The sequence below is a fragment of the Vibrio sp. 10N.247.311.47 genome (assembly GCF_041467535.1).
Lineage (GTDB): Bacteria > Pseudomonadota > Gammaproteobacteria > Enterobacterales > Vibrionaceae > Vibrio > Vibrio crassostreae_C.
On the sequence record NZ_JBFSUR010000027.1, the window covers coordinates 56136 to 77760 of the forward strand.

At 45.2% G+C, this 21625-nt stretch carries 24 protein-coding genes and 1 tRNA gene; 20 read left to right on the top strand and 5 right to left on the bottom strand.

Annotated elements, in window-relative coordinates:
- Positions 1-3: 3 nt before the first annotated feature.
- Entirely contained in the window at positions 4-1998 is a 1995-nt protein-coding gene (gene tkt, locus AB6E51_RS17375; RefSeq protein ID WP_048605833.1) for a transketolase, read from the bottom strand.
- A 357-nt stretch (positions 1999-2355) separates the two neighbouring features.
- On the opposite strand from tkt, the gene metK reads away from it, so the two are divergent.
- The 9 genes from metK (at position 2356) to AB6E51_RS17420 (ending at position 9385) form a co-directional block, all read left to right on the top strand.
- Complete coding sequence (gene metK, locus AB6E51_RS17380) at positions 2356-3510, top strand: methionine adenosyltransferase (protein WP_372057954.1); 1155 nt, start codon at positions 2356-2358, stop codon at positions 3508-3510.
- Positions 3511-3878: 368 nt separating this feature from the next.
- A complete protein-coding gene (locus tag AB6E51_RS17385) occupies positions 3879-4676 on the top strand; it encodes a DUF2189 domain-containing protein (RefSeq protein WP_017067802.1) in 798 nt (265 codons plus the stop codon).
- An 80-nt stretch (positions 4677-4756) separates the two neighbouring features.
- Entirely contained in the window at positions 4757-5257 is a 501-nt protein-coding gene (locus AB6E51_RS17390) for a SprT family zinc-dependent metalloprotease (RefSeq protein WP_017067801.1), read from the top strand.
- A gap of 151 nt (positions 5258-5408) precedes the next feature.
- The gene (locus AB6E51_RS17395) at positions 5409-6140 is read left to right on the top strand and encodes an endonuclease (protein WP_102333138.1); all 732 of its coding nucleotides are present in this window, start codon (positions 5409-5411) and stop codon (positions 6138-6140) included.
- A gap of 153 nt (positions 6141-6293) precedes the next feature.
- Positions 6294-7025, top strand: coding sequence for a 16S rRNA (uracil(1498)-N(3))-methyltransferase (gene rsmE, locus AB6E51_RS17400; protein WP_017062238.1), 732 nt, complete (start codon positions 6294-6296; stop codon positions 7023-7025).
- 9 nt (positions 7026-7034) lie between these two features.
- Positions 7035-7985, top strand: coding sequence for a glutathione synthase (gene gshB / locus AB6E51_RS17405; RefSeq protein WP_004735482.1), 951 nt, complete (start codon positions 7035-7037; stop codon positions 7983-7985).
- 116 nt (positions 7986-8101) lie between these two features.
- On the top strand, positions 8102-8665 hold the full coding sequence (locus AB6E51_RS17410; RefSeq protein ID WP_102394125.1) for a YqgE/AlgH family protein: 564 nt from the start codon (positions 8102-8104) through the stop codon (positions 8663-8665).
- Between the two features lie 60 nt (positions 8666-8725).
- The gene (gene ruvX / locus AB6E51_RS17415) at positions 8726-9148 is read left to right on the top strand and encodes a Holliday junction resolvase RuvX (RefSeq protein WP_017062240.1); all 423 of its coding nucleotides are present in this window, start codon (positions 8726-8728) and stop codon (positions 9146-9148) included.
- A gap of 99 nt (positions 9149-9247) precedes the next feature.
- Positions 9248-9385 carry a hypothetical protein gene (locus AB6E51_RS17420; protein WP_170791814.1) on the top strand — a complete coding sequence of 46 codons (138 nt, stop codon included), beginning with the start codon at positions 9248-9250 and terminating at the stop codon, positions 9383-9385.
- A 74-nt stretch (positions 9386-9459) separates the two neighbouring features.
- On the opposite strand, the gene AB6E51_RS17425 is transcribed toward AB6E51_RS17420, so the two are convergent.
- Together AB6E51_RS17425 and AB6E51_RS17430 are read right to left on the bottom strand one after the other, a co-directional pair.
- Positions 9460-10569: a PilT/PilU family type 4a pilus ATPase gene (locus tag AB6E51_RS17425; protein WP_372057955.1), complete on the bottom strand. Its 1110-nt coding sequence runs from the start codon at positions 10567-10569 to the stop codon at positions 9460-9462.
- Between the two features lie 14 nt (positions 10570-10583).
- A complete protein-coding gene (locus tag AB6E51_RS17430; RefSeq protein WP_017062242.1) occupies positions 10584-11621 on the bottom strand; it encodes a type IV pilus twitching motility protein PilT in 1038 nt (345 codons plus the stop codon).
- A 26-nt stretch (positions 11622-11647) separates the two neighbouring features.
- On the opposite strand from AB6E51_RS17430, the gene AB6E51_RS17435 reads away from it, so the two are divergent.
- The 7 genes from AB6E51_RS17435 to hemW all read left to right on the top strand — a co-directional run bounded on the left by AB6E51_RS17435 (position 11648) and on the right by hemW (position 16479).
- Positions 11648-12352: a YggS family pyridoxal phosphate-dependent enzyme gene (locus AB6E51_RS17435; RefSeq protein WP_017062243.1), complete on the top strand. Its 705-nt coding sequence runs from the start codon at positions 11648-11650 to the stop codon at positions 12350-12352.
- A gap of 78 nt (positions 12353-12430) precedes the next feature.
- The gene (proC, locus tag AB6E51_RS17440) at positions 12431-13249 is read left to right on the top strand and encodes a pyrroline-5-carboxylate reductase (RefSeq protein ID WP_108209503.1); all 819 of its coding nucleotides are present in this window, start codon (positions 12431-12433) and stop codon (positions 13247-13249) included.
- A gap of 57 nt (positions 13250-13306) precedes the next feature.
- Positions 13307-13864, top strand: a complete 558-nt coding sequence (locus AB6E51_RS17445) for a YggT family protein (protein WP_017067798.1) — start codon at positions 13307-13309, stop codon at positions 13862-13864.
- 29 nt (positions 13865-13893) lie between these two features.
- Positions 13894-14184 (top strand): DUF167 family protein YggU, encoded by a 291-nt coding sequence (yggU, locus tag AB6E51_RS17450; RefSeq protein ID WP_102427900.1) that lies wholly within the window; start codon positions 13894-13896, stop codon positions 14182-14184.
- Between the two features lie 28 nt (positions 14185-14212).
- Complete coding sequence (locus tag AB6E51_RS17455) at positions 14213-14644, top strand: DUF4426 domain-containing protein (RefSeq protein ID WP_017062246.1); 432 nt, start codon at positions 14213-14215, stop codon at positions 14642-14644.
- Between the two features lie 48 nt (positions 14645-14692).
- Positions 14693-15292, top strand: a complete 600-nt coding sequence (locus AB6E51_RS17460) for an XTP/dITP diphosphatase (RefSeq protein ID WP_372057956.1) — start codon at positions 14693-14695, stop codon at positions 15290-15292.
- Entirely contained in the window at positions 15292-16479 is a 1188-nt protein-coding gene (hemW, locus tag AB6E51_RS17465) for a radical SAM family heme chaperone HemW (RefSeq protein ID WP_017062248.1), read from the top strand. Before AB6E51_RS17460 ends, hemW begins: the two co-directional genes overlap by 1 nt.
- 131 nt (positions 16480-16610) lie before the next feature.
- Here hemW and glsB read toward each other — a convergent pair whose 3' ends face one another.
- On the bottom strand, positions 16611-17531 hold the full coding sequence (gene glsB / locus AB6E51_RS17470; RefSeq protein WP_372057957.1) for a glutaminase B: 921 nt from the start codon (positions 17529-17531) through the stop codon (positions 16611-16613).
- A gap of 349 nt (positions 17532-17880) precedes the next feature.
- Positions 17881-18600 (bottom strand): tRNA (guanosine(46)-N7)-methyltransferase TrmB, encoded by a 720-nt coding sequence (gene trmB / locus AB6E51_RS17475; protein ID WP_008223608.1) that lies wholly within the window; start codon positions 18598-18600, stop codon positions 17881-17883.
- A 165-nt stretch (positions 18601-18765) separates the two neighbouring features.
- Here trmB and mutY point away from each other — a divergent pair, with 165 nt between their 5' ends.
- The 4 genes from mutY to AB6E51_RS17495 all read left to right on the top strand — a co-directional run bounded on the left by mutY (position 18766) and on the right by AB6E51_RS17495 (position 21510).
- Positions 18766-19827, top strand: coding sequence for an A/G-specific adenine glycosylase (gene mutY, locus AB6E51_RS17480; RefSeq protein ID WP_065584120.1), 1062 nt, complete (start codon positions 18766-18768; stop codon positions 19825-19827).
- 28 nt (positions 19828-19855) lie between these two features.
- Positions 19856-20128 (top strand): oxidative damage protection protein, encoded by a 273-nt coding sequence (locus tag AB6E51_RS17485; RefSeq protein WP_010435637.1) that lies wholly within the window; start codon positions 19856-19858, stop codon positions 20126-20128.
- 69 nt (positions 20129-20197) lie between these two features.
- The gene (gene mltC, locus AB6E51_RS17490) at positions 20198-21331 is read left to right on the top strand and encodes a membrane-bound lytic murein transglycosylase MltC (RefSeq protein WP_017063191.1); all 1134 of its coding nucleotides are present in this window, start codon (positions 20198-20200) and stop codon (positions 21329-21331) included.
- Between the two features lie 103 nt (positions 21332-21434).
- Positions 21435-21510 (top strand) — tRNA-Phe (locus AB6E51_RS17495).
- Positions 21511-21625: the final 115 nt, after the last annotated feature.

A 21625-nucleotide genomic window follows, 5' to 3' on the forward strand; every position in this document is an offset into this window, starting at 1 on the left:
TGATTAAGCAAGAAGCTCTTTCGCTGTGTTTACTACGTTTTCAGTAGTGAAACCGAACATCTTGAATAGCTCACCTGCTGGTGCAGATTCGCCGAACGTTGTCATACCGATGATCTTGCCACCGAAGCCAACGTATTTGTACCAGAAGTCAGCGATGCCAGCTTCTACTGCGATACGCGCTGTAACATCAGATGGAAGTACAGACTCACGGTATTCAGCGTCTTGCTTGTCGAATGCGTCAGTTGCAGGCATAGATACTACGCGTACAGCTTTACCTTCAGCGGTTAGTTGTGCAGCAGCTTCAACTGCAAGCTCAACTTCAGAACCAGTTGCAATGATGATTAGCTCTGGCTTGCCTTCACAATCTTTCAGGATGTAACCACCCTTAGCGATGTTAGCAACTTGCTCAGCATTACGATCTTGTTGTGCAAGGTTTTGACGAGAGAAGATTAGAGATGAAGGACCATCTTTACGCTCAATAGCCAGTTTCCAAGCCACTGCAGATTCAACTTGGTCACATGGACGCCATGTGCTCATGTTTGGAGTCAGACGTAGAGAAGCGATCTGCTCAACCGGTTGGTGAGTAGGGCCATCTTCGCCTAAGCCGATAGAATCGTGCGTGTAAACTTGGATGTTCTGAACTTTCATCAGAGCAGCCATACGCATTGCGTTACGCGCGTATTCCATGAACATTAGGAACGTTGCGCCGTATGGCACGAAACCACCGTGCAGAGCGATACCGTTCATGATAGCCGTCATACCGAATTCACGTACACCGTAATGGATGTAGTTACCAGAAAAGTCAGTTGCTTCAAGAGACTTAGAACCAGACCACATAGTCAGGTTAGAAGGCGCAAGGTCAGCAGAGCCGCCCATGAATTCTGGAAGCATTTGACCAAACGCTTCTAGTGCGTTTTGAGATGCTTTACGTGAAGCGATGTTTGCTGGGTTAGCTTGAAGATCAGCAATGATTGCGTTTGCTTTCTCTTCCCACTCAGCGGGTAGCTCGCCGTTAGTACGACGTTTGAATTCAGCTGCTAGCTCTGGGTAAGCCGCTGCGTATGCGTCAAACTTCGCGTTCCACGCTGCTTCTTTCGCTGCGCCTGCTTCTTTCGCATTCCACTCAGCTGCGATATCTGCTGGGATTTCGAAAGGACCATGTTCCCAACCCAATGCTGCTTTAGTTGCTGTGATTTCATCAGCGCCTAGTGGAGCACCGTGACAGTCATGCGTACCCGCTTTGTTTGGAGAACCAAAACCGATGATAGTTTTAGTACAGATAAGCGTTGGACGAGGATCCGCTTTAGCCGCTTCAATCGCTGCGTTGATAGCATCAGAGTCGTGACCATCTACTGCTGGGATTACGTGCCAACCGTATGCTTCAAAACGCTTAGGTGTATCGTCAGAGAACCAACCTTCAACTTCACCATCGATAGAGATGCCGTTGTCATCCCAGAAAGCAACCAGCTTACCAAGACCTAGCGTACCTGCTAGAGAACATGCTTCGTGAGAGATACCTTCCATCAGACAGCCATCACCCATGAATGCATAAGTGTAGTGGTCTACGATGTCGTGGCCTTCTTTGTTGAACTGTGCCGCCAGTGCTTTCTCAGCCATTGCCATACCAACAGCGTTAGTGATGCCTTGACCTAGAGGACCAGTCGTTGTTTCGATACCAGGAGCGTAACCGTACTCAGGGTGACCTGGAGTCTTAGAGTGCAGTTGACGGAAGTTTTTAAGATCTTCAATTGAAAGCTCGTAACCTGCTAGGTGAAGCAGAGAGTAAATCAGCATTGAGCCGTGGCCGTTAGACAGGATAAAACGGTCGCGGTCAGCCCATTCTGGGTTTGCTGGGTTGTGGTTCAAGTGGCCACGCCAAAGAACCTCAGCGATGTCAGCCATGCCCATAGGTGCGCCTGGGTGGCCTGAATTTGCTTGTTGAACACCGTCCATGCTAAGTGCGCGGATTGCATTGGCTAGATCTTTACGAGAAGGCATGTCTGCTCCTGGATACATAAGCGATTTAAAAAAGAGATAATTGCTAAAGTTTTCATTTTTATTAGCGCGGGTATTCTCTCAAACGACTATTGCGACTGCAAACGTTTTACTGGCATTTTAACGGTCATTTTTCGCAATTTTCGAACATTTACATCACTTGGCAGTGGCTTATCTCGATCGATACGCAAACGATTAGTTATGACATATCATAAAAAAGAGCTTGTAATTCGACCGCTGGAATTTAGAATAGCCGTCTAGATGTAGAAACACCTACAAAATATACTGTATTTAATGGCGGCGCTTCCTAGCTTGCGACGCCATAAACTATTTACACCAAAAACTAAAAGTGGAGCTCTCATGGCTAAGCACCTATTCACTTCTGAATCTGTTTCAGAAGGCCATCCAGATAAAATTGCAGACCAAATCTCTGATGCTGTTCTTGATGCCATCTTGGAACAAGATCCAAAAGCACGTGTTGCTTGTGAGACTTACGTTAAAACCGGCATGGTTATGGTTGGCGGTGAAGTAACAACGTCTGCATGGGTTGATATCGAAGAAATCACTCGTGAAACAGTACGTGAAATTGGTTACGTTCATTCTGACATGGGCTTTGACGCTGACTCTTGTGCTGTTTTAAACACAATTGGTAAGCAGTCTCCAGACATCAACCAAGGTGTTGATAAAGAAGACCCTAAAGAGCAAGGCGCAGGCGACCAAGGCATCATGTTTGGTTACGCGACTAACGAAACTCCTATCCTAATGCCAGCTCCAATTACTTACTCTCACCTTCTTGTTAAGAAGCAAGCTGAAGTACGTAAGAGCGGTAAGCTTGACTTCCTTCGCCCAGATGCGAAATCTCAAGTTACTTTCCAATACGACCAAGGTAAGATCGTTGGTATCGATGCTGTTGTTCTTTCTACTCAACACTGTGATTCAGTAACAACGCCTGACCTACGCGAAGCAGTAATGGAAGAAATCATCAAGCCAGTACTTCCTGCTGAGTGGATCAACAAAGATACTAACTTCTTCATCAACCCAACAGGCCGTTTCGTAATCGGTGGCCCAATGGGTGACTGTGGTTTAACTGGTCGTAAGATCATCGTTGATACCTACGGCGGCGCAGCTCGTCACGGTGGCGGTGCATTCTCAGGTAAAGATCCATCAAAAGTTGACCGTTCTGCAGCTTACGCAGCACGTTACGTTGCGAAAAACATCGTTGCTGCTGGTATGGCTGACCGTTGTGAGATTCAACTGTCTTACGCTATCGGTGTTGCTGATCCAACATCTATCATGGTTGAAACGTTCGGTACTGAGAAAGTAGCACACGAAATCATCATTGAAGCTGTTCGTCAAAACTTCGACCTACGTCCATACGGCCTTCAAGAGATGCTGAACCTTCTTCAGCCTATCTACAAGCAAACTGCTGCATACGGTCACTTCGGTCGTGAAGAGTTCCCTTGGGAAGCGACTGACAAAGCAGCAATCCTTGCGGACTTCGCTGACCTAAAATAATTTAGCCACTGCGATGTGTTCCTTTAAAGCCCTTACTGCTTAGTAAGGGCTTTATTTTTATGTACTTACCGAACTTTCACTCACAATACCCTTCCCTAACGCCCTTCTTTACCGTTAACCACTTAGTATAAAAAGCCGCTGATAATTTGTGTTTTCTAGCACTACTGACAATAGTTAAGGTAACTCCTAGGCGATCAAGCTCACATTTAACTTAAATTAATTCAGTCTGATAACGCTCGTTAAATGCACGCTAGAACAATAACTGGGATGACAAAGAGCAATTTAGCTCAACACCATAACTCTCACACAAGCCACATCGATGAGCCTTATGGAATTATAACTAGGACGTTATTTAACTAGGGGGATCTATGCCTCGTACCGCGCACCCATCCGAACTGAACGATAAAAAACACAAGGTCAGCGATAAGGATTACGCTCGCACCATTCCTTGCAACCAAATCAGTATTTCCGCACCCTTTCATTGGTTGTCGCTTGCTCTGCATGACTTAGTAAGAATGCCATTAATCAGCGCATTTTACGGATTGTGCTTTATGGGAGCGGCAATTGCGATTGTTCAACTTGTCCAATGGCAAGGAACACACTTAGTCGTGATGCCAAGCCTGATCGTGTACATGCTGATAGGGCCGTTTCTTGCCCTAGGCTTGTATGACGCAGCTTGGGAAAGAGAAAAAGGCCATAACGCCAGCCTACTGCACTCAATGAAAGCCATCACTCGCAACTCGACCCACCAATGGGCCTTTGCGATTGTGTTGATGGTTGCGATGATATTCTGGATGCGTATCGCTGCGTTATTGCACGCGCTCTACCCTTCAGTGCAAGGCGCACCATTGGCTGAGTTCGCTCCCTTCTTAATTACGGGTTCTGTGATTGGTTTTGTCATCGCAAGCCTCATATTTAGCATCTCAGCATTTTCAATTCCGTTAATGATGGAGAGACGCGTTGATGTGATGAGTGCAATTTTCACTAGCTTTAATGCCGTGAAATCGAACATTCCTGCAATGGTGGTTTGGGCAAGTATTATTTGTGCCGGTATTCTGGTGGGTTTTGCCACCTACGGCATCGGAATGATCGTCACCATGCCGCTACTTGGTTATGGTACATGGCACGCTTATCACGAGATCATTAAGAAAAAACATCACGTGTAAAGCATCGCTAGATCAAAAAGCAATGTTATGATGAGGCCTTGGCTTAAACGCTGAGGTCTTTTATTTGGAGTTAACAACGTTTGTCTTACACCCCGCAACAACATCGAGCAAATAAGAAATTGGCCGAGTGCCTAGCTATCGCAAATCAACATTTCTCTCGTGAATTTCCACACCCAACTATCACCTTCAAGTTAAGAGGTAAAGCAGCGGGAAAGGCCTACCTTCAGCTCAACGAAATTAAGCTCAACCACGTACTATTTTCTGAAAATGAAGACGCCTTCATCAACGAAGTTGTGCCGCATGAGCTCGCACACCTAATCACGCATCAGGTTTTCGGACGTGTTAGGCCTCACGGAAACGAGTGGAAATACGTGATGGAAAAGGTATTCAACGTTCCAGCCAAAACAACTCACAGCTTTGAAATAGCTTCAGTTCAAGGGAAAACCTTTGAATATCGATGTGAGTGCACCACTTACCCATTATCAATCAGACGACACAATAAAGTGCTTCGAAATCAATCGACCTATCGCTGCCAGCTGTGCAATCAAACCTTATCCTTCACAGGCACACAGCTCAGCTAAAGTCCTAGACTCGCACCTATTCGATTTGGTAACCCCATCCTTTTTATTTCAGAAAGCAACACTCGATTAAGTTGATGATAGAAATGTAATGGAGAAACTCATCCTTTGAGTGCTAGACTGATGTTTATCATACTTTTATCAGTCTTTTTCTATGCAAAAACTCACCATCAAAGCATTTGGCCTACCTGTGTCTTTTTACTTATCAATAGTATTTGGCCTACTGGTAACCCAAAGCGTTTTCGCCGCACCACCGAGCTCATTCTCCAAAGCAAAAAGAGAAGCGGTGAAGATTTATCTCGACCACCCGACTTCATTTTATTGTGGTTGTGACATTACATGGAAGGACAAAAAGAAAGGGATTCCCGACCTTGACGGCTGTGGTTATCAAGTCCGAAAACAACAAAAGCGAGCGAGTCGAATTGAGTGGGAACACGTGGTTCCAGCTTGGCAATTCGGCCACCAGCGTCAGTGCTGGCAAGATGGCGGGCGCAAGAACTGCACTCGCAATGACAAAGTATTCAAGTCCATGGAAGCCGATCTCCACAACCTAACGCCAGCTATCGGTGAAGTAAATGGTGACCGTTCGAACTACAACTTCAGCCAGTGGAATGGAATGGATGGCGTGAGCTATGGTCAGTGCGAAATGCAGGTCAACTTCAAGCAGCGTAAAGTTATGCCGCCAGACAGAGCAAAAGGCTCTATCGCGCGTACTTACCTTTACATGAGCCAAGAGTATGGTTTCAAACTATCTAAGCAACAAACCAACCTAATGATGGCGTGGAACAAGCAATTTCCTGTCGACAAGTGGGAATGTACTCGTGATGAGCGAATCTATGCCATCCAAGGTAATCACAACCCATTTGTTTACCCTGCTTGTAAATAACGTCGCTCGTACAATCAACATTCCTAACTATCTCAAACAAGAGTTTCAGAATTGCCCCTGAAACTCTTGCTCTACCCTTGTTTTTTCAACTAAAAGCATCCATGTTAGGCAGAGACAAAATACCCAAATGAACATATTTATAGGTTTACCAGCATGAGAATCCCTCGTATTCATCACCCAGAACGCATTCATCAGTTAGGTTCACTCGCTTTAGGCGAAGATGCCGCGGGTCATGTTGGTCGTGTCCTTCGCATGAAAGAAGGCCAAGAAGTCCTTCTATTTGATGGCAGTGGCGCTGAATTCCCTGCGACGATAGCCGAAGTATCAAAGAAAAATGTCACCGTTAATGTTTCTGAACGCATCGAACGCAGCAGCGAATCTCCGTTAGACTTACATTTAGGCCAAGTGATTTCACGTGGCGACAAAATGGAGTTCACGATTCAGAAATCGGTTGAGCTTGGTGTGAACACCATTACCCCTTTAATTTCAGAGCGCTGTGGCGTTAAGCTTGATACAAAACGCTTCGAGAAAAAACTCGCACAGTGGCAAAAGATTGCTATCGCGGCGTGTGAACAGTGTGGCCGCAATACGGTTCCAGTCATTCGCCCTATCATGCAACTTGAAGAGTGGTGTAGCGAACCGAGTGAAGCATTAAAGCTGAACTTACATCCTCGTGCAAAATACTCAATTAATACCCTTCCAGAACCTATCAGTAAGGTACGCCTATTGATCGGCCCTGAAGGTGGCTTGTCGGCTGAAGAAATCGGCATGACAGAACAATACAAATTTGAAGAGACGCTACTCGGCCCACGTGTACTTCGTACCGAAACAGCAGCTCTAACCGCAATTACTGCCTTACAAGTCCGTTTTGGCGATCTAGGCTAGGAGAAAAAAATGATCAAACTTGGCATCGTAATGGATCCAATTTCATCCATTAACATCAAAAAAGACTCTAGCTTTGCCATGATGCTTGAAGCTCAGCGTCGTGGTTACGAAATCCATTACATGGAAATGGATGATCTACATTTAGATCAAGGCGTAGCCATTGCTGACACTAAGGTTGTTGAACTAAAAGAAGATCCAAACGGTTGGTACGAGTTCAAATCAGAACAGACTATCGCGCTATCCGATTTAGATGCGGTACTAATGCGTAAAGATCCTCCGTTTGATACTGAGTACATCTACGCAACTTACATTCTTGAGCGTGCTGAAGAGAACGGCGCACTGATCGTCAACAAACCACAAAGCCTACGTGACTGTAACGAGAAGTTGTTCACGGCATGGTTCCCTGAACTGACACCGACCACCATCGTGACTCGTAAAGCTGAAAAAATTAAAGCGTTCCGAGAAGAACACGGCGACGTGATTCTAAAACCACTTGATGGCATGGGCGGCGCGTCTATCTTCCGTGTGAAAGAAGGCGATCCAAACGTATCAGTTATTATTGAAACCTTGACCAACCACGGTCAGAACTACGCAATGGCACAAACTTTTGTTCCAGACATCAGCAATGGTGATAAGCGTATTCTTGTGGTTGACGGTGAGCCAATGCCTTACTGTCTAGCGCGTATTCCTGCAAAAGGGGAAACTCGAGGTAACCTTGCTGCTGGCGGTACAGGTGAAGCTCGTCCTCTAAGTGAAACAGACTGGGCTATCGCAAGAGCAGTTGCTCCAGCACTGAAAGAGAAAGGCTTAATCTTTGTTGGGCTTGATGTTATCGGCGACAAGCTGACTGAAATTAACGTGACTAGCCCTACTTGTATCCGTGAAATTGAAGCCGCTTTTGATATTTCAGTTACAGGTAAATTAATGGATGCAATTGAGCGTCGCGTTAACGCTAAATAGCCTAAACTAAAGAAAGCCTTAGCTATTCGAAAACACATAAATATCTAGGCAAAGAACAATGAGCGGCTTTACGCCGCTCTTTTTCCTTTACTGGGAACACACTGGCAGGAGGCTCTATGAATTTAACGAACCACTTTCTGGTTGCTATGCCCGGAATGAAAGACCCATACTTTCAAAATTCGGTGATTTACCTTTGTGAGCACAATGACGAAGGCGCGATGGGTTTGATGATCAACGCCCCTATCGATGTCACTGTCGGCAGCATGCTTAAACAAGTTAAGGTTGATTCTGAGCAGCCGAAATCCAACCAAGCAAGTCTTGATAAGCCTGTATTGAATGGTGGGCCGGTCGCAGAAGACCGTGGATTTATTTTGCACAAACCTAAAGGCAGCTATCAATCCAGCATCAACATGACAGATCAAATCTCGGTGACGACTTCAAAAGATATCTTGATGGTGTTGGGCACAGAAGATGAGCCGATGAATTATTTAGTCGCACTTGGGTATGCAGGATGGGAACCGGGACAACTGGAAACCGAACTGACCGAGAACTCATGGTTAACCGTTGAAGCCGATCCGAAGGTCATCTTCGATACACCGATTTCTGACCGCTGGAAAGTCGCCGTGCAGATGTTAGGAATAAATGCGGCTCAGCTTTCAGCAGACGCTGGCCACGCCTAGTTCAAATCAGCTAAATAAAATAAACAGACACTCTCAAACACAGATAAATTTGGAAACCCCATGTCACGAACAATTATGGCATTTGACTACGGTACAAAAAGTATCGGCAGTGCGATAGGACAAGAAATCACGGGCACCGCAAGCCCTCTAAAAGCTTTTAAAGCCAAAGATGGCATCCCAAATTGGGACGATATCGAAAAACAAATTAAGGAGTGGCAGCCGAACCTGATTGTAGTCGGCCTTCCTACCGACCTTCATGGTAAAGACTTAGCAACCATTACACCTAGAGCGAAGAAGTTCGCTAACCGCCTTAAAGGACGATTTGGTGTCGATGTTGAACTACATGATGAAAGACTCTCGACCACAGAAGCAAGAGCCGACCTTTTTGAAATGGGCGGCTATAAAGCGCTAAGCAAAGGCAATGTCGATAACCAGTCTGCAGTCGTCATTTTAGAGAGCTGGTTTGAAGCACAATATTCATAACGAAAATTAAGAGCTCAAAGATTAAACTCCTTTGTGATCCTATAATGATATTACGACGTAATGTCGAAGCAATTCATTATTAGGTAAGTGGGAGTTCACATGAAAATTTTTCTAGCAATCTTCGTAGCTCTAGCAATATCAGCATGCAGTTCGACAAGCTCCAATAATGCAGGTTATATGAATCATACTTCGACTGACGCAGACGTAATCAGCGAGCCTAAGAACAAGAAGCGTTGATAATACAGACGCAGTCGAACGATGAATATGATGAACGCCTGATTTTAACCTAGAATCAAATCAGGCGTTTTTTATCACCCCATATCTATCTTCACACCAGCCAACGCCCCAGTTCCGTAGTCGTCATCACCACGTCTAGTTTTGAGCATTAAGCGCAAGTCATTAGCAGAATCGGCACTGTGGAACGCATCCTCTTCGCTGATCTTGCCTGCTATCACTAAACCATACAAAGCTTGGTCAAAGGTCTGCATACCTATCTCTTTCGATTTAGCCATGGTTGCTTTCAGTTCGTGTAGTTCACCACGACGAATCAAGTCAGAAACACGAGGGCTATTCAGCAGAATCTCGAATACACCATGACGCCCGCTGCCATTCTTGTCGCGAATGAGTTGCTGAGCGACGACACCACGCAGGTTCATCGATAGGTCAAACAAGAACTGTTCTTTCTGCTCTTTCGGCACCAAATGAAGAATACGCTCTAGCGCTTGGTTAGCGTTATTGGCGTGCAAGGTTGCCATACACAAGTGACCCGTTTCAGCAAAGGTCATCGCGTATTCCATGGTCTCACGGCTACGGATTTCGCCAATCAAGATCATGTCTGGTGCTTGGCGTAGCGAGTTCTTAAGCGCGACTTCGTAACTCTCGGTGTCGAGCCCGACCTCACGCTGCGTCACGATGCACTTTTTATGTTCGTGCACAAATTCAATAGGGTCTTCAACCGTCAAGATATGTCCCGAGCGATTGGTGTTGCGATAGCCTGTCATTGCAGCCATTGAGGTCGATTTACCAGAGCCTGTCGCACCAACCACCAGCACAAGTCCGCGCTTAGCTATTGATAGGTCCTGTAGTACATCAGGAAGCTTTAGTTGCTCAAAGGTTGGGATGTTAGTCTCGATACGTCGAATGACCGCTCCAGGTAGCTCTCGCTGAAAGAATGCACTGACACGAAAACGACCAAAGTCACGCACAATCGCAAAATTAGCCTCACGCGTTTGCTGATATTCATCACGTCGGTCTTGTTCCATCATCGCATCAAGTAATTGAGCAACTTGAGCCGCATTCAGCTTCTCTCCTTGGGGGCGTAATTCACCATCCACACGAAAAAGGATTGGCGCATCAACCGTGATATAAAGATCCGATGCCTTTTGAGAAAGCATTCCCTCAAGGATTTGATTCAATTCCATTGTTTCCACCTTGATTAAAACATTGAGGTTTCAATTTCGATCTTTTTCTCGACCTCTTCCGAATCAACCAAGCCCTGCGCCATCAGCTGCTTCGCATTTTGTTCCATGGTCTGCATGCCGTGCGCTGCGCCCGTTTGAATGATCGAGTACATCTGCGCAACCTTATCTTCACGAATCAAGTTTCTGATCGCAGGTGTTGCCATCATGATTTCATGACACGCCACACGACCACCACCAACACGCTTTAGCAGCTTCTGGGCTATCACCGAGCGCAGTGATTCAGACAACATCGAACGAACCATATCTTTATCGCTACCTGGGAACACATCGATAATACGGTCGATCGTTTTAGCCGCAGAACTGGTGTGCAGAGTACCAAAGACCAAGTGACCCGTTTCTGCTGCGGTTAACGCTAAGCTAATCGTCTCTTGGTCACGAAGTTCACCAACCAGAATCACGTCTGGGTCTTCACGTAAGGCACTGCGCAGTGCCGCTTTAAAACTGTGGGTATCACGGTGAACTTCACGCTGGTTGACTAGGCATTTATTATTGGTGTGAACGAATTCAATCGGGTCTTCAATCGTCAGAATATGCTTATTGTGGTTGCGATTTACGTAATCAACCATCGCCGCAAGAGTCGTTGATTTACCAGAGCCAGTTGGACCAGTGACGAGCACTAACCCTTTTTCGTAGTTAGCAATCCTTTCGAAGATCTCAGGTGCACCTAACTGATCTAAAGTCGGGATTTCGACAGGGATAGTTCGAAAGACAGCTGAGCAGCCACGGGCTTGGTTAAACGCATTAACACGAAAGCGACCAACATTGGGTAATTCAAAAGAGAAGTCGACTTCCAGTTTTTCTTCAAACTCGCCGCGTTGTGAATCGCTCATGATCTCAAAAACCAAACGATGCACATCAGCATGACTCAAAGCTGGGATTCCAAGCTTCCTTACTTCACCATCTATACGTACCATTGGAGATACACCCGCAGAAAGATGTAGATCTGACGCGTTATGCTTTACACTAAAATCTAGTAACTCAGTGATATCCATTTATTTTCCCTTAAGTAAAGTCAGCTATGAGTAGTATTCAACAAAATATCGAACAAATCACCTCACAGATTCGTAGTGCTGAGCAAAAGTGCGGACGAGCTCCAGAGTCCGTGCAACTTTTAGCCGTCAGCAAAACTAAACCTATTGATGCGATTCTAGAAGCCGCACTCGGAGGCCAAGTTGCCTTTGGTGAAAACTATGTTCAAGAAGGTGTAGATAAAGTAAAACACTTTTCAGAACAACATTCTAACCTAAATTTAGAGTGGCATTTTATTGGTCCAATTCAATCCAATAAAACCCGCCCAATCGCGGAAAGCTTTCAATGGGTGCATTCCGTCGATCGCGATAAGATCGCACAAAGGCTTAATGATCAACGACCAAGCGAACTTCCACCTTTGCAAGTGTTGATTCAGGTAAACACCAGTGGTGAAGAGTCCAAATCTGGAACCTCAGAAGAGACAGTTTTTGCACTCGCGGAGTTGATTTCATCGCTCCCCAACCTCACCTTAAGAGGATTGATGTCGATTCCTGCAAACGTATCTGACTATCAATCTCAGCTTAATGCATTTTCTCAACTGGCAGAGCTTAAAGACAAGCTAGCCGCGAAGTATTCAGACATTGATACCCTTTCGATGGGGATGAGTGGTGATATGGATGCAGCAGTTGAGGCTGGCAGCACAATGGTTCGTATTGGAACAGCTATTTTCGGCGCTCGTGATTACGCGAAATAGCCGTAGTAAGTAACGACAAGTACAAGTATTGATACCGCTTCGCCTTATCCGCGCAGCGACACGCTCAGGATTTTATATATGGTACATAAGAACATCGCCTTTATTGGGGCGGGAAACATGGTTCGCTCAATTGTAGCTGGCTTAGTTGCTAGTGGTTACCCAGCGCAAAAGATTACTGCGACAGCACCTTCAGAAACCAGAAGACTGCCGTTAGAACAAGAATACGGCATCAATACCACCAGCGATAATATTGCCGCAGCTGAAAAAGCAGACGTTGTTGTGTTATCAGTGAAACCACAGATGATGGCTGATGTATGTAAACCCTTACAAAGCATCGACTTTAGCAACAAACTGGTTATCTCCATTGCTGCGGGTATTAATGCGAATCGACTCAATGAGATGTTAAACTGCCAACTGAACCTTGTTCGTGTGATGCCAAACACGCCATCACTGCTAGGTAAAGGAATGAGCGGTCTTTATGCCGATTCAACGGTCAGCCAAAATGATAAAGACTTTGCATCTCAGCTGATGCAAGCTGTAGGTGAAGTGAGCTGGGTTGAACAAGAGTCTGGAATCAACAACATCATTGCGGCGGCGGGGAGTGCTCCAGCTTACTTCTTCCTGTTTATGGAAGCGATGCAAGTTGAGGCAATCAACCAAGGCTTCGACCAAGAAACCGCTCGTAAATTAGTGCAGCAGTCTGCATTAGGCGCGGCAGAGATGGTGGTAGCGAATCCAAATACTGAATTATCGACACTGCGTGAACAAGTGACTTCAAAAGGCGGAACAACTGCAGAAGCATTGCGCACGTTCAATGAACATCAACTATCAGACATCGTAGCCAAAGCCATGCAAGCGGCGGTCGCTCGAGCTGAAGAGATGGAAAAACTGTTTTAAGCATTTTGTCGCTCGGGTTATATCTAAGCGGCAAGTAAATCCGAAAAAGGAAACAATATGAACTCGATGAGCTTTCTGATCTCGACCGTTTTTGATCTTTACATCATGGTTGTGATCTTGCGTATCTGGCTACAAGCATCACGTGCAGATTTCTACAACCCATTCTCACAATTCATCGTAAAAGCGACACAACCAGTTGTTGCCCCACTGCGCCGAGTTATTCCATCAATCGGCAGCCTTGATCTAGCGACCGTTGTTTTCGCTTATGTGCTGTGTGTACTTAAGTTCGTTGCTCTAAACCTGATTATCTCTGGCGGCGCAGCTGTATTCGATATCAGCTTCCTGATCTTTGGTGCACTATCTTTGCTCAAAGCGGCTGGTGGTTTGATCTTCTGGGTTCTACTTATCCGTGCAATCCTAAGCTGGGTAAGCCAAGGTCGTAGTCCAATCGAGTACGTATTCCATCAACTGACTGAACCAATGCTAGTGCCTATCCGCCGTATCCTTCCGGACATGGGTGGTTTCGACCTAAGCGTACTGGTTCTGTTCATTGTTCTGCAATTTGCGAACTTCCTAATGGGCGACATGATTGGCCCTATTTGGTATCAGCTATAGTTCAAGTACAAACATCAGGTACTTTGACGATGCCAAAAGCGGTTTGGGCCGAGGAAGACGATATTCTTCTTAGGCTCTATATCCAACCCAAAGCAAGCCGAGACAAGATTGTTGGCTTGCATGGTGAGGAACTCAAAATTGCCATAACTGCTCCACCAGTAGATGGCAAAGCCAACGCCCACTTAGCGAAATACCTTGCGAAACAGTTTAAGGTCGCAAAAGGGCAAATTAAGATAGAAAAGGGAGATCTCGGTAGGCACAAGCAAGTTCGAATATGCTCGCCAAGCCAAATCCCAACTGAAGTCAAAGCCATCCTATGATGGCTTTTTGCTATTTATTGGAGTCATTATGCGTTTATGGATAACAGCACTACTCACCGCTCTTGTTGCCTTACCAAGCTCAGCAGGGCAATTTAAGAACATTAAGGATGTCGAGGTTCATTACTCGGCTTTTAATTCCACGTTCTTAACTTCGCAAGTCGCTAAGCAATACAAACTTAAGCGAAATGGATACTCAGCAATCCTCAACATCAGCGTGTTAGACAAGGCTTCTCTAGGCAAGCCTGCGACAACGGCTAAAATTACGGGAACAGCGAAGAACCTCGTTGGAAACACCCGTACTTTGAAGTTTCGAGAAATCAAAGAAGGCGATGCGATTTATTACCTTGCTGAGTTCCCCGTAACTCACGAAGAAAACATCACCTTCGACATCGATGTGAACGCAGGCCTAAAAGGCACTGGTCCACTGCGTTTCACACAGAAATTCTATATAGAAGAGTAAGCTCAAACCTTACTTTTCATTTATTAACTTATTTAGAGCTACATTCCCATGAGTAAGATTGTTTTAGCAACAGGCAACCAAGGTAAAGTTCGCGAGATGGCAGATATTCTGTCTGAGTTTGGTTTTGACGTTGTCGCGCAAAGTGAATTTAACGTTTCAGAAGTCGCTGAAACAGGAACGACTTTCATTGAAAATGCCATCATCAAAGCTCGCCACGCAGCGAAAGAAACAGGGCTGCCAGCCATTGCTGACGACTCAGGTTTAGAGGTTGATTACTTAAATGGTGCGCCAGGTATCTATTCAGCGCGTTACTCAGGTGAAGGGGCAACCGATAAGCAGAACATCAAAAAACTATTAGATGCGATGCAAGGTGTCGAAACTGAAAAGCGTACTGCGCGTTTCCACTGTGTGTTGGTGCTAATACGTCACGAGAATGATCCAACACCTCTAGTGTGTCACGGTAAATGGGAAGGTCGTATTCTTACTGAAGAACACGGTGAGAATGGCTTTGGCTACGATCCTGTGTTCTTTGTACCAGAAGATAACTGCGCCTCAGCAGAGCTTGAATCTTCGCGTAAGAAGCAACTATCACACCGTGGTAAAGCGCTTGCGTCACTATTCAAGACTCTCAAGGAGCAAGCTCTGTAATGCACAATGCAGCGCTAATACCACCCGCACTTAGCCTCTATGTACACATCCCATGGTGTGTACAAAAGTGTCCGTATTGTGATTTTAACTCTCACGCTCTGAAAGCCGAGATCCCTGAAAAAGAGTACATCGATGCACTGCTTGAGGATCTCGATACTGATATCGAAAAATATCAGCTCAATGGTATGCCTCGCCCACTGCATTCGATCTTTATTGGTGGCGGTACCCCAAGCCTGTTTTCTCCTGAAGGAATTGGCCGATTGTTACAAGGCATTGAACAGCGCATCCCGTTCAAACCTGAAATAGAAATCACCATGGAAGCCAACCCGGGAACTATCGAAGCTGAGCGTTTTGCAGGTTACCAAAAGGCAGGCATTACTCGAATCTCGGTGGGTGTGCAAAGTTTTGAGCAAGAGAAACTGGAAAGACTTGGGCGTATTCATGGTCAAGATGAAGCGGTAAATGCCGCTCATTTAGCGCATAAGATTGGATTGAATAGTTTCAACTTAGACTTAATGCACGGCTTACCCGATCAGAGTATTGAACAAGCGTTGGCTGATTTGGATAAAGCGATAGAACTCGACCCTCCGCACTTATCTTGGTATCAGCTAACAATAGAACCTAACACCATGTTCTATTACAAAACACCAACGCTGCCTGATGATGATGACCTTTGGGATATCTTCGACCTAGGCCATAAGAAGCTCGCAGACGCAGGGTATGTGCAGTACGAAATTTCAGGCTACAGCAAGCCGGGATATCAGTGCCAACATAACCTCAACTACTGGCGCTTTGGTGACTATCTAGGTATTGGCTGTGGCTCTCATGGCAAGCTGAGCTTTACAGATGGACGCATTGTTCGTACCACTAAGGTTAAGCACCCTAGAGGCTATCTAGCTGCGTACCAAAACATGGTAAAACCTTATCTATCAGATGAATTTGAAGTGCCGAATGAAGACCGCCCTTTTGAATTTTTCATGAACCGCTTTAGGTTAATGGAAGCATGTCCAAAGCAGGATTTCATTGATACGACAGGGCTTGGTTTTGACTCGATTCAAAAAACGATTGAATGGGCAAAAGAGCTAGGCTACTTGAAGGAAACCGACACTCACTGGCAGATCACTGAAAAAGGAAAGCTGTTTCTCAATGATCTGTTAGAAGCCTTTATGGCAGAAGAAGACGAGTAGTTCGAGATTCGAGATTCGAGATTCGAGAAGCATTGCGTAAGGGTTGGCTTTAGGGTCAACCCTTTTTGTTTTATAGCCCTCTCTCGGAGCGAAGCGTTCTATAGGACAACGTCCGAGCTCGAATCTTTCTCTTAGAAAATAGAACGACCAATTCGCTCTGAAAGCAACTCTAGAGCCTTAGTACCTGCGAGCGAGTTGCCAGAAGGATCAAGCTCTGGAGACCACACCGCAATCGTCATTTCGCCAGGAACGATAGCAATAATACCGCCACCAACGCCCGATTTTCCTGGCATACCAACACGGTAGGCAAACTCACCAGCCCCATCGTACAAGCCACACGTCGCAAGCAAAGCATTCAACTGCTTGGTTTGAACTGGCGTGATGATCTCTTTCTTGGTTTGAACCGACACGCCTTTGTTTGCTAAATAGCTAAAGGTTTTCGCCAAATCCACACAAGTCATCTTAAGTGCACAAGCATGGAAGTAATTATTAAGTACAGGGATAACATCGTTCTCAAAATTACCAAATGAACGCATCAAGTACGCGATAGCGGCATTACGGTCGCTATGCATCATTTCTGAAGCCGCTACTACCTTGTCGTACACAATATGAGTATCGCCCGATAACTGACGTACAAACTCCAATAAACGCTGTCTTGGTGCTGACAAGCGGCTTTGTAGTAGGTCTGCAACAACAATTGCACCAGCATTGATGAACGGGTTACGAGGAATCCCATACTCCATCTCAAGCTGAATCATCGAGTTAAAGGCTTGACCAGAAGGCTCTTTGCCTACTCTTTGCCAAATCTCTTCCGGCTTATAGAGCACCATTGCTAACGTCAAACTCAAAGCCTTAGAGATAGATTGTACAGAGAAGGCTTCCTCTGCATCACCAGCTTGAATCACTTCTCCTTCATTGGTGTACACCGCAATCGCCAGTTTCTGGTTCGATATACGCGCTAATGCAGGAATATAATCAGCGACCTTTCCCTGACCAATTAAAGGGCGAACTTCTTCTAAGATCTCGGCCAAAATAGCTTGAGTTGGTTTCATGTGTGCTTACTTCTATATTGTTATTTTTGTAGGGATGTAACATATACCAATCGTAGTAAATAACAGCTCACTCTAGCTTGTTAAAATGCTCGATAACTGCGTTAGAGTTTTTGATTGTAGAGTAACTACTTATCGAAAAATGCTGCCTTGTTCTCAAGCCTTTTTCCTACGCTATTTCTGATCACTTACTTACTGTGATTGGTATTACTTTCTGTCGTTAAGCCTTTACTGAAATAAAAGCCTAAGGACAAAAAAGCCAACACTACAATAATGTTGGCTTTTATCAATCCCACAAAGTGTAAGGTTAAGATCCTAACCAAACCTCACCTTCATTTGTTTAGGTTCAGAATTACTTAGTACGCTTGTACTTAATATCCCAAACGCCGTGACCTAAACGATGGCCACGAGCTTCAAACTTAGTCAGTGGACGCTCATCCGGGCGAGGAATGTAATCACCATCTTCAGCGATATTCTCAAAACCTGGAGCAACGTTCATTACTTCAATCATGTGCTCTGCGTAGTTTTCCCAGTCAGTTGCCATGTGGAAAATACCAGTTTCAAGGTGTAGCTTAGCACGAACCATTTCAGCGAATTCAGCTTTAACGATACGACGCTTGTGGTGGCGAGCCTTGTGCCATGGGTCAGGGAAAAACAGTTGCAGTGTATGCAGGCTGCTATCTGGAATCATGTGTTCAAATACTTCTACAGCATCGTGACACATTACACGCAGGTTAGTTACGCCAGCATCGCGCGCAGTACCCAAACAAGCACCAACACCTGGGCTGTGAACTTCAATACCTAAGAAGTTCTTCTCAGGTGCGTTCTTTGCCATTTCAACCAGTGATGCACCCATACCGAAGCCAATCTCTAGTACAACTGGGTTATCGTTGCCAAATACTTCTTTCCAGTTAAGAAGCTCTGGGTTGTAGTCGATACCCATTGTTGGCCAACATTCATTCATCGCGTTCTCTTGGCCTTTTGTTAAGCGGCCTTCGCGGCGAACAAAACTACGGATCTTACGAACCAGTTTGCCGTCTTCAGTATATTCGTTAGTGGTCACTTCACTCATTGATTTTTGCCTGCACATTGATTAATCAAAGCGGGGATTATCCAAAGAATTGCCTCCGGTGCAAGTCTTTCCGTGGATAAATTCCCACACAATTTGTCTGTTTTACATCCAACGTTAAGTGTGGTGCAATTTCGCTTCTAATAATAGCAAAGCATAGAGCATGTCGTGACTCCTTTCGCAACCGCCATATTAAAGTGGTATGACGCCTACGGGCGTAAAGAATTGCCTTGGCAACAAAACAAAACCGCCTACACCGTTTGGCTATCTGAAATCATGCTTCAGCAGACTCAGGTTGCTACGGTGATTCCATACTACCAACGCTTCTTAGAACGCTTTCCAACGGTTATCGACCTAGCGAACGCCGAACAAGATGAGGTACTCCACTTATGGACAGGGCTTGGTTATTACGCACGAGCTCGCAATCTACATAAAGCAGCCAAGATCGTTGCTGAGCAATATGGTGGTGAATTTCCGCTGTCTATCGAAGAGATGAACGCGCTACCGGGGATTGGTCGCTCAACAGCAGCAGCCGTCTTATCATCGGTTCATAAACTTCCTCATGCGATTCTTGATGGCAATGTAAAACGAACGCTTGCGAGAAGTTTTGCCGTTGAAGGTTGGCCGGGGCAAAAGAAAGTCGAAAACCAGCTTTGGGAACACGCCGAAGCACATACTCCGAACAAAGATGTCGATAAGTACAACCAAGCAATGATGGACATGGGTGCCATGGTTTGTACCCGTAGCAAGCCTAAGTGCACCTTGTGCCCGATTGAAAGCATGTGTGAGGCCAAGAAGCTCGATAGACAGCTCGACTTCCCTGGCAAAAAGCCTAAGAAAGAAAAGCCAGTAAAAGACACATGGTTTGTGATTCTGTATCACGACAACCAAGTGTGGCTCGAACAGCGCCCTCAATCTGGTATCTGGGGCGGATTGTTTTGTTTCCCTCAAAATGAAAACGCAGAGATCGAACATCAACTAGATCTTCGTTCGATCAAAGACACTCAAACCAATTCGATCAAGACCATGATTGCGTTTAGACACACTTTCAGCCACTACCACTTAGATATCACGCCAGTATTAGTGAAATTAGATAAACAACCAGATTTGATAATGGAAGGGGCTAAAGGTCTCTGGTATAACTTATCAAAACCGGAAGAAATTGGCCTAGCCGCTCCTGTAAAGCAGCTTATTGAGAGCCTACCCTTTGAACTGAACGACGACGTTTGAATCAACGAACGCGATAAGAGGAACCACTATGAGCCGCACTGTATTTTGTGCTCGCCTTCAAAAAGATGCTGAAGGCCTAGATTTTCAACTTTACCCAGGTGACTTAGGTAAGCGTATCTTTGACAACGTGTCTAAAGAAGCTTGGGGACAATGGCAAAGCAAGCAAACTATGCTTATCAATGAAAAGAAGCTAAACATGATGGATCCTGAGCATCGTAAACTTCTTGAAACTGAGATGGTTAACTTCCTTTTTGAAGGTAAAGATGTCGTAATTGATGGCTATACTCCACCAAGCGAATAAGACATTTATTTAAGCAATTTTTAATGACATCATGGTTAACGCTGCGATGTCATTTTTGTATGAGGAACTATGAAAAAGCTAAGTTACTTCCTAACAGCCATGTTATTAACTGGCTGCAGCCGTGAATTTGTCGAAAGCATTTATGATGTCAATTACGAGCCAACCAACCGGTTTGTGAAGAATTTAGCTGAGCTACCCGGACAATTTGAAAAAGATACCGGGGCGCTAGATTCATTAATAGATAGCTTTTCAGGCAACATTCAAAAACGTTGGGGTAGCAGTGAAATCAAGATAGCAGGTAAGAGTAACTATGTGAAATACATAGATAATTACTTAAGTCGTTCAGAAGTGAATTTTAGCCAAGGCCTGATAACGGTGGAAACGGTTTCCTCTACCGAACCGAAAAAACACCTCAAAAATGCGATCATGACGACCCTTTTGACGCCAGATGATCCGGCGCATGTCGATCTATTCTCTTCTAAAAGCATCAAGCTAGAAGGCAAACCTTTCCTCTATAATCAGGTCGTAGACCAAGAAAAAAAGCCCATTCAATGGACTTGGCGAGCGAACCAGTTTGCGGATTACCTGATCGCGAATAACCTAAAAACCAAAGAAGTCGACTTTAAAAAAGCCTACTACGTTGAAATCCCAATGGTGGCCGACCACGCTAGCCAGCGTAGTTATCAATATGCCGACATCGTTCGACGAGCGTCTCAGCGTTATGACATCCCTGAAGATTTAATCTACGCTATCATCAAGACAGAGAGTAGCTTCAACCCGTACGCCGTAAGCTGGGCCAATGCTTATGGTCTTATGCAGGTGGTACCTAAAACCGCTGGTCGAGATGTATTTGAACACGTCAAAAAGAAACCTGGTGAACCAAGCCCTGAGTACTTATTCAATCCAGAAAACAACATTGATGCTGGCACCGCATACTTTTACATCCTTAAAAATCGTTATTTGAAAGACGTAAAAAACCCATTAACGCTTGAATACAGTATGATTTCAGCCTATAACGGCGGTACTGGTGGCGTACTCAATACCTTCAGTAAGGACAGAAAGCGAGCAATGCAAGACTTAAACTCGCTGCAACCGAGCCAAGCCTACTGGGCGCTTACCAAGAAGCATCCAAATAAAGAGTCGCGCCGATACCTCGAAAAAGTAACGCAATTCAAAAAAGAATTTAACCAAGGTAAAACATAACCCTCACTTTTGAATAAAAAAACAACGAACGAACGGTTTTTTTAGTTATTTTCAAAAAAGGAGTTGACGGTTATGCAGAAAATCCGTTTAATAGCGCTCCGTTGCCCGGATAGCTCAGTCGGTAGAGCAGAGGATTGAAAATCCTCGTGTCGGTGGTTCGATTCCGCCTCCGGGCACCACAATTTGATTTGTTGGTGTCAACACTCTTTAACAGGGAGTAACAACACGGACAAAAGCATAAAGAATTTAGTGTGCCGACTTAGCTCAGTAGGTAGAGCAACTGACTTGTAATCA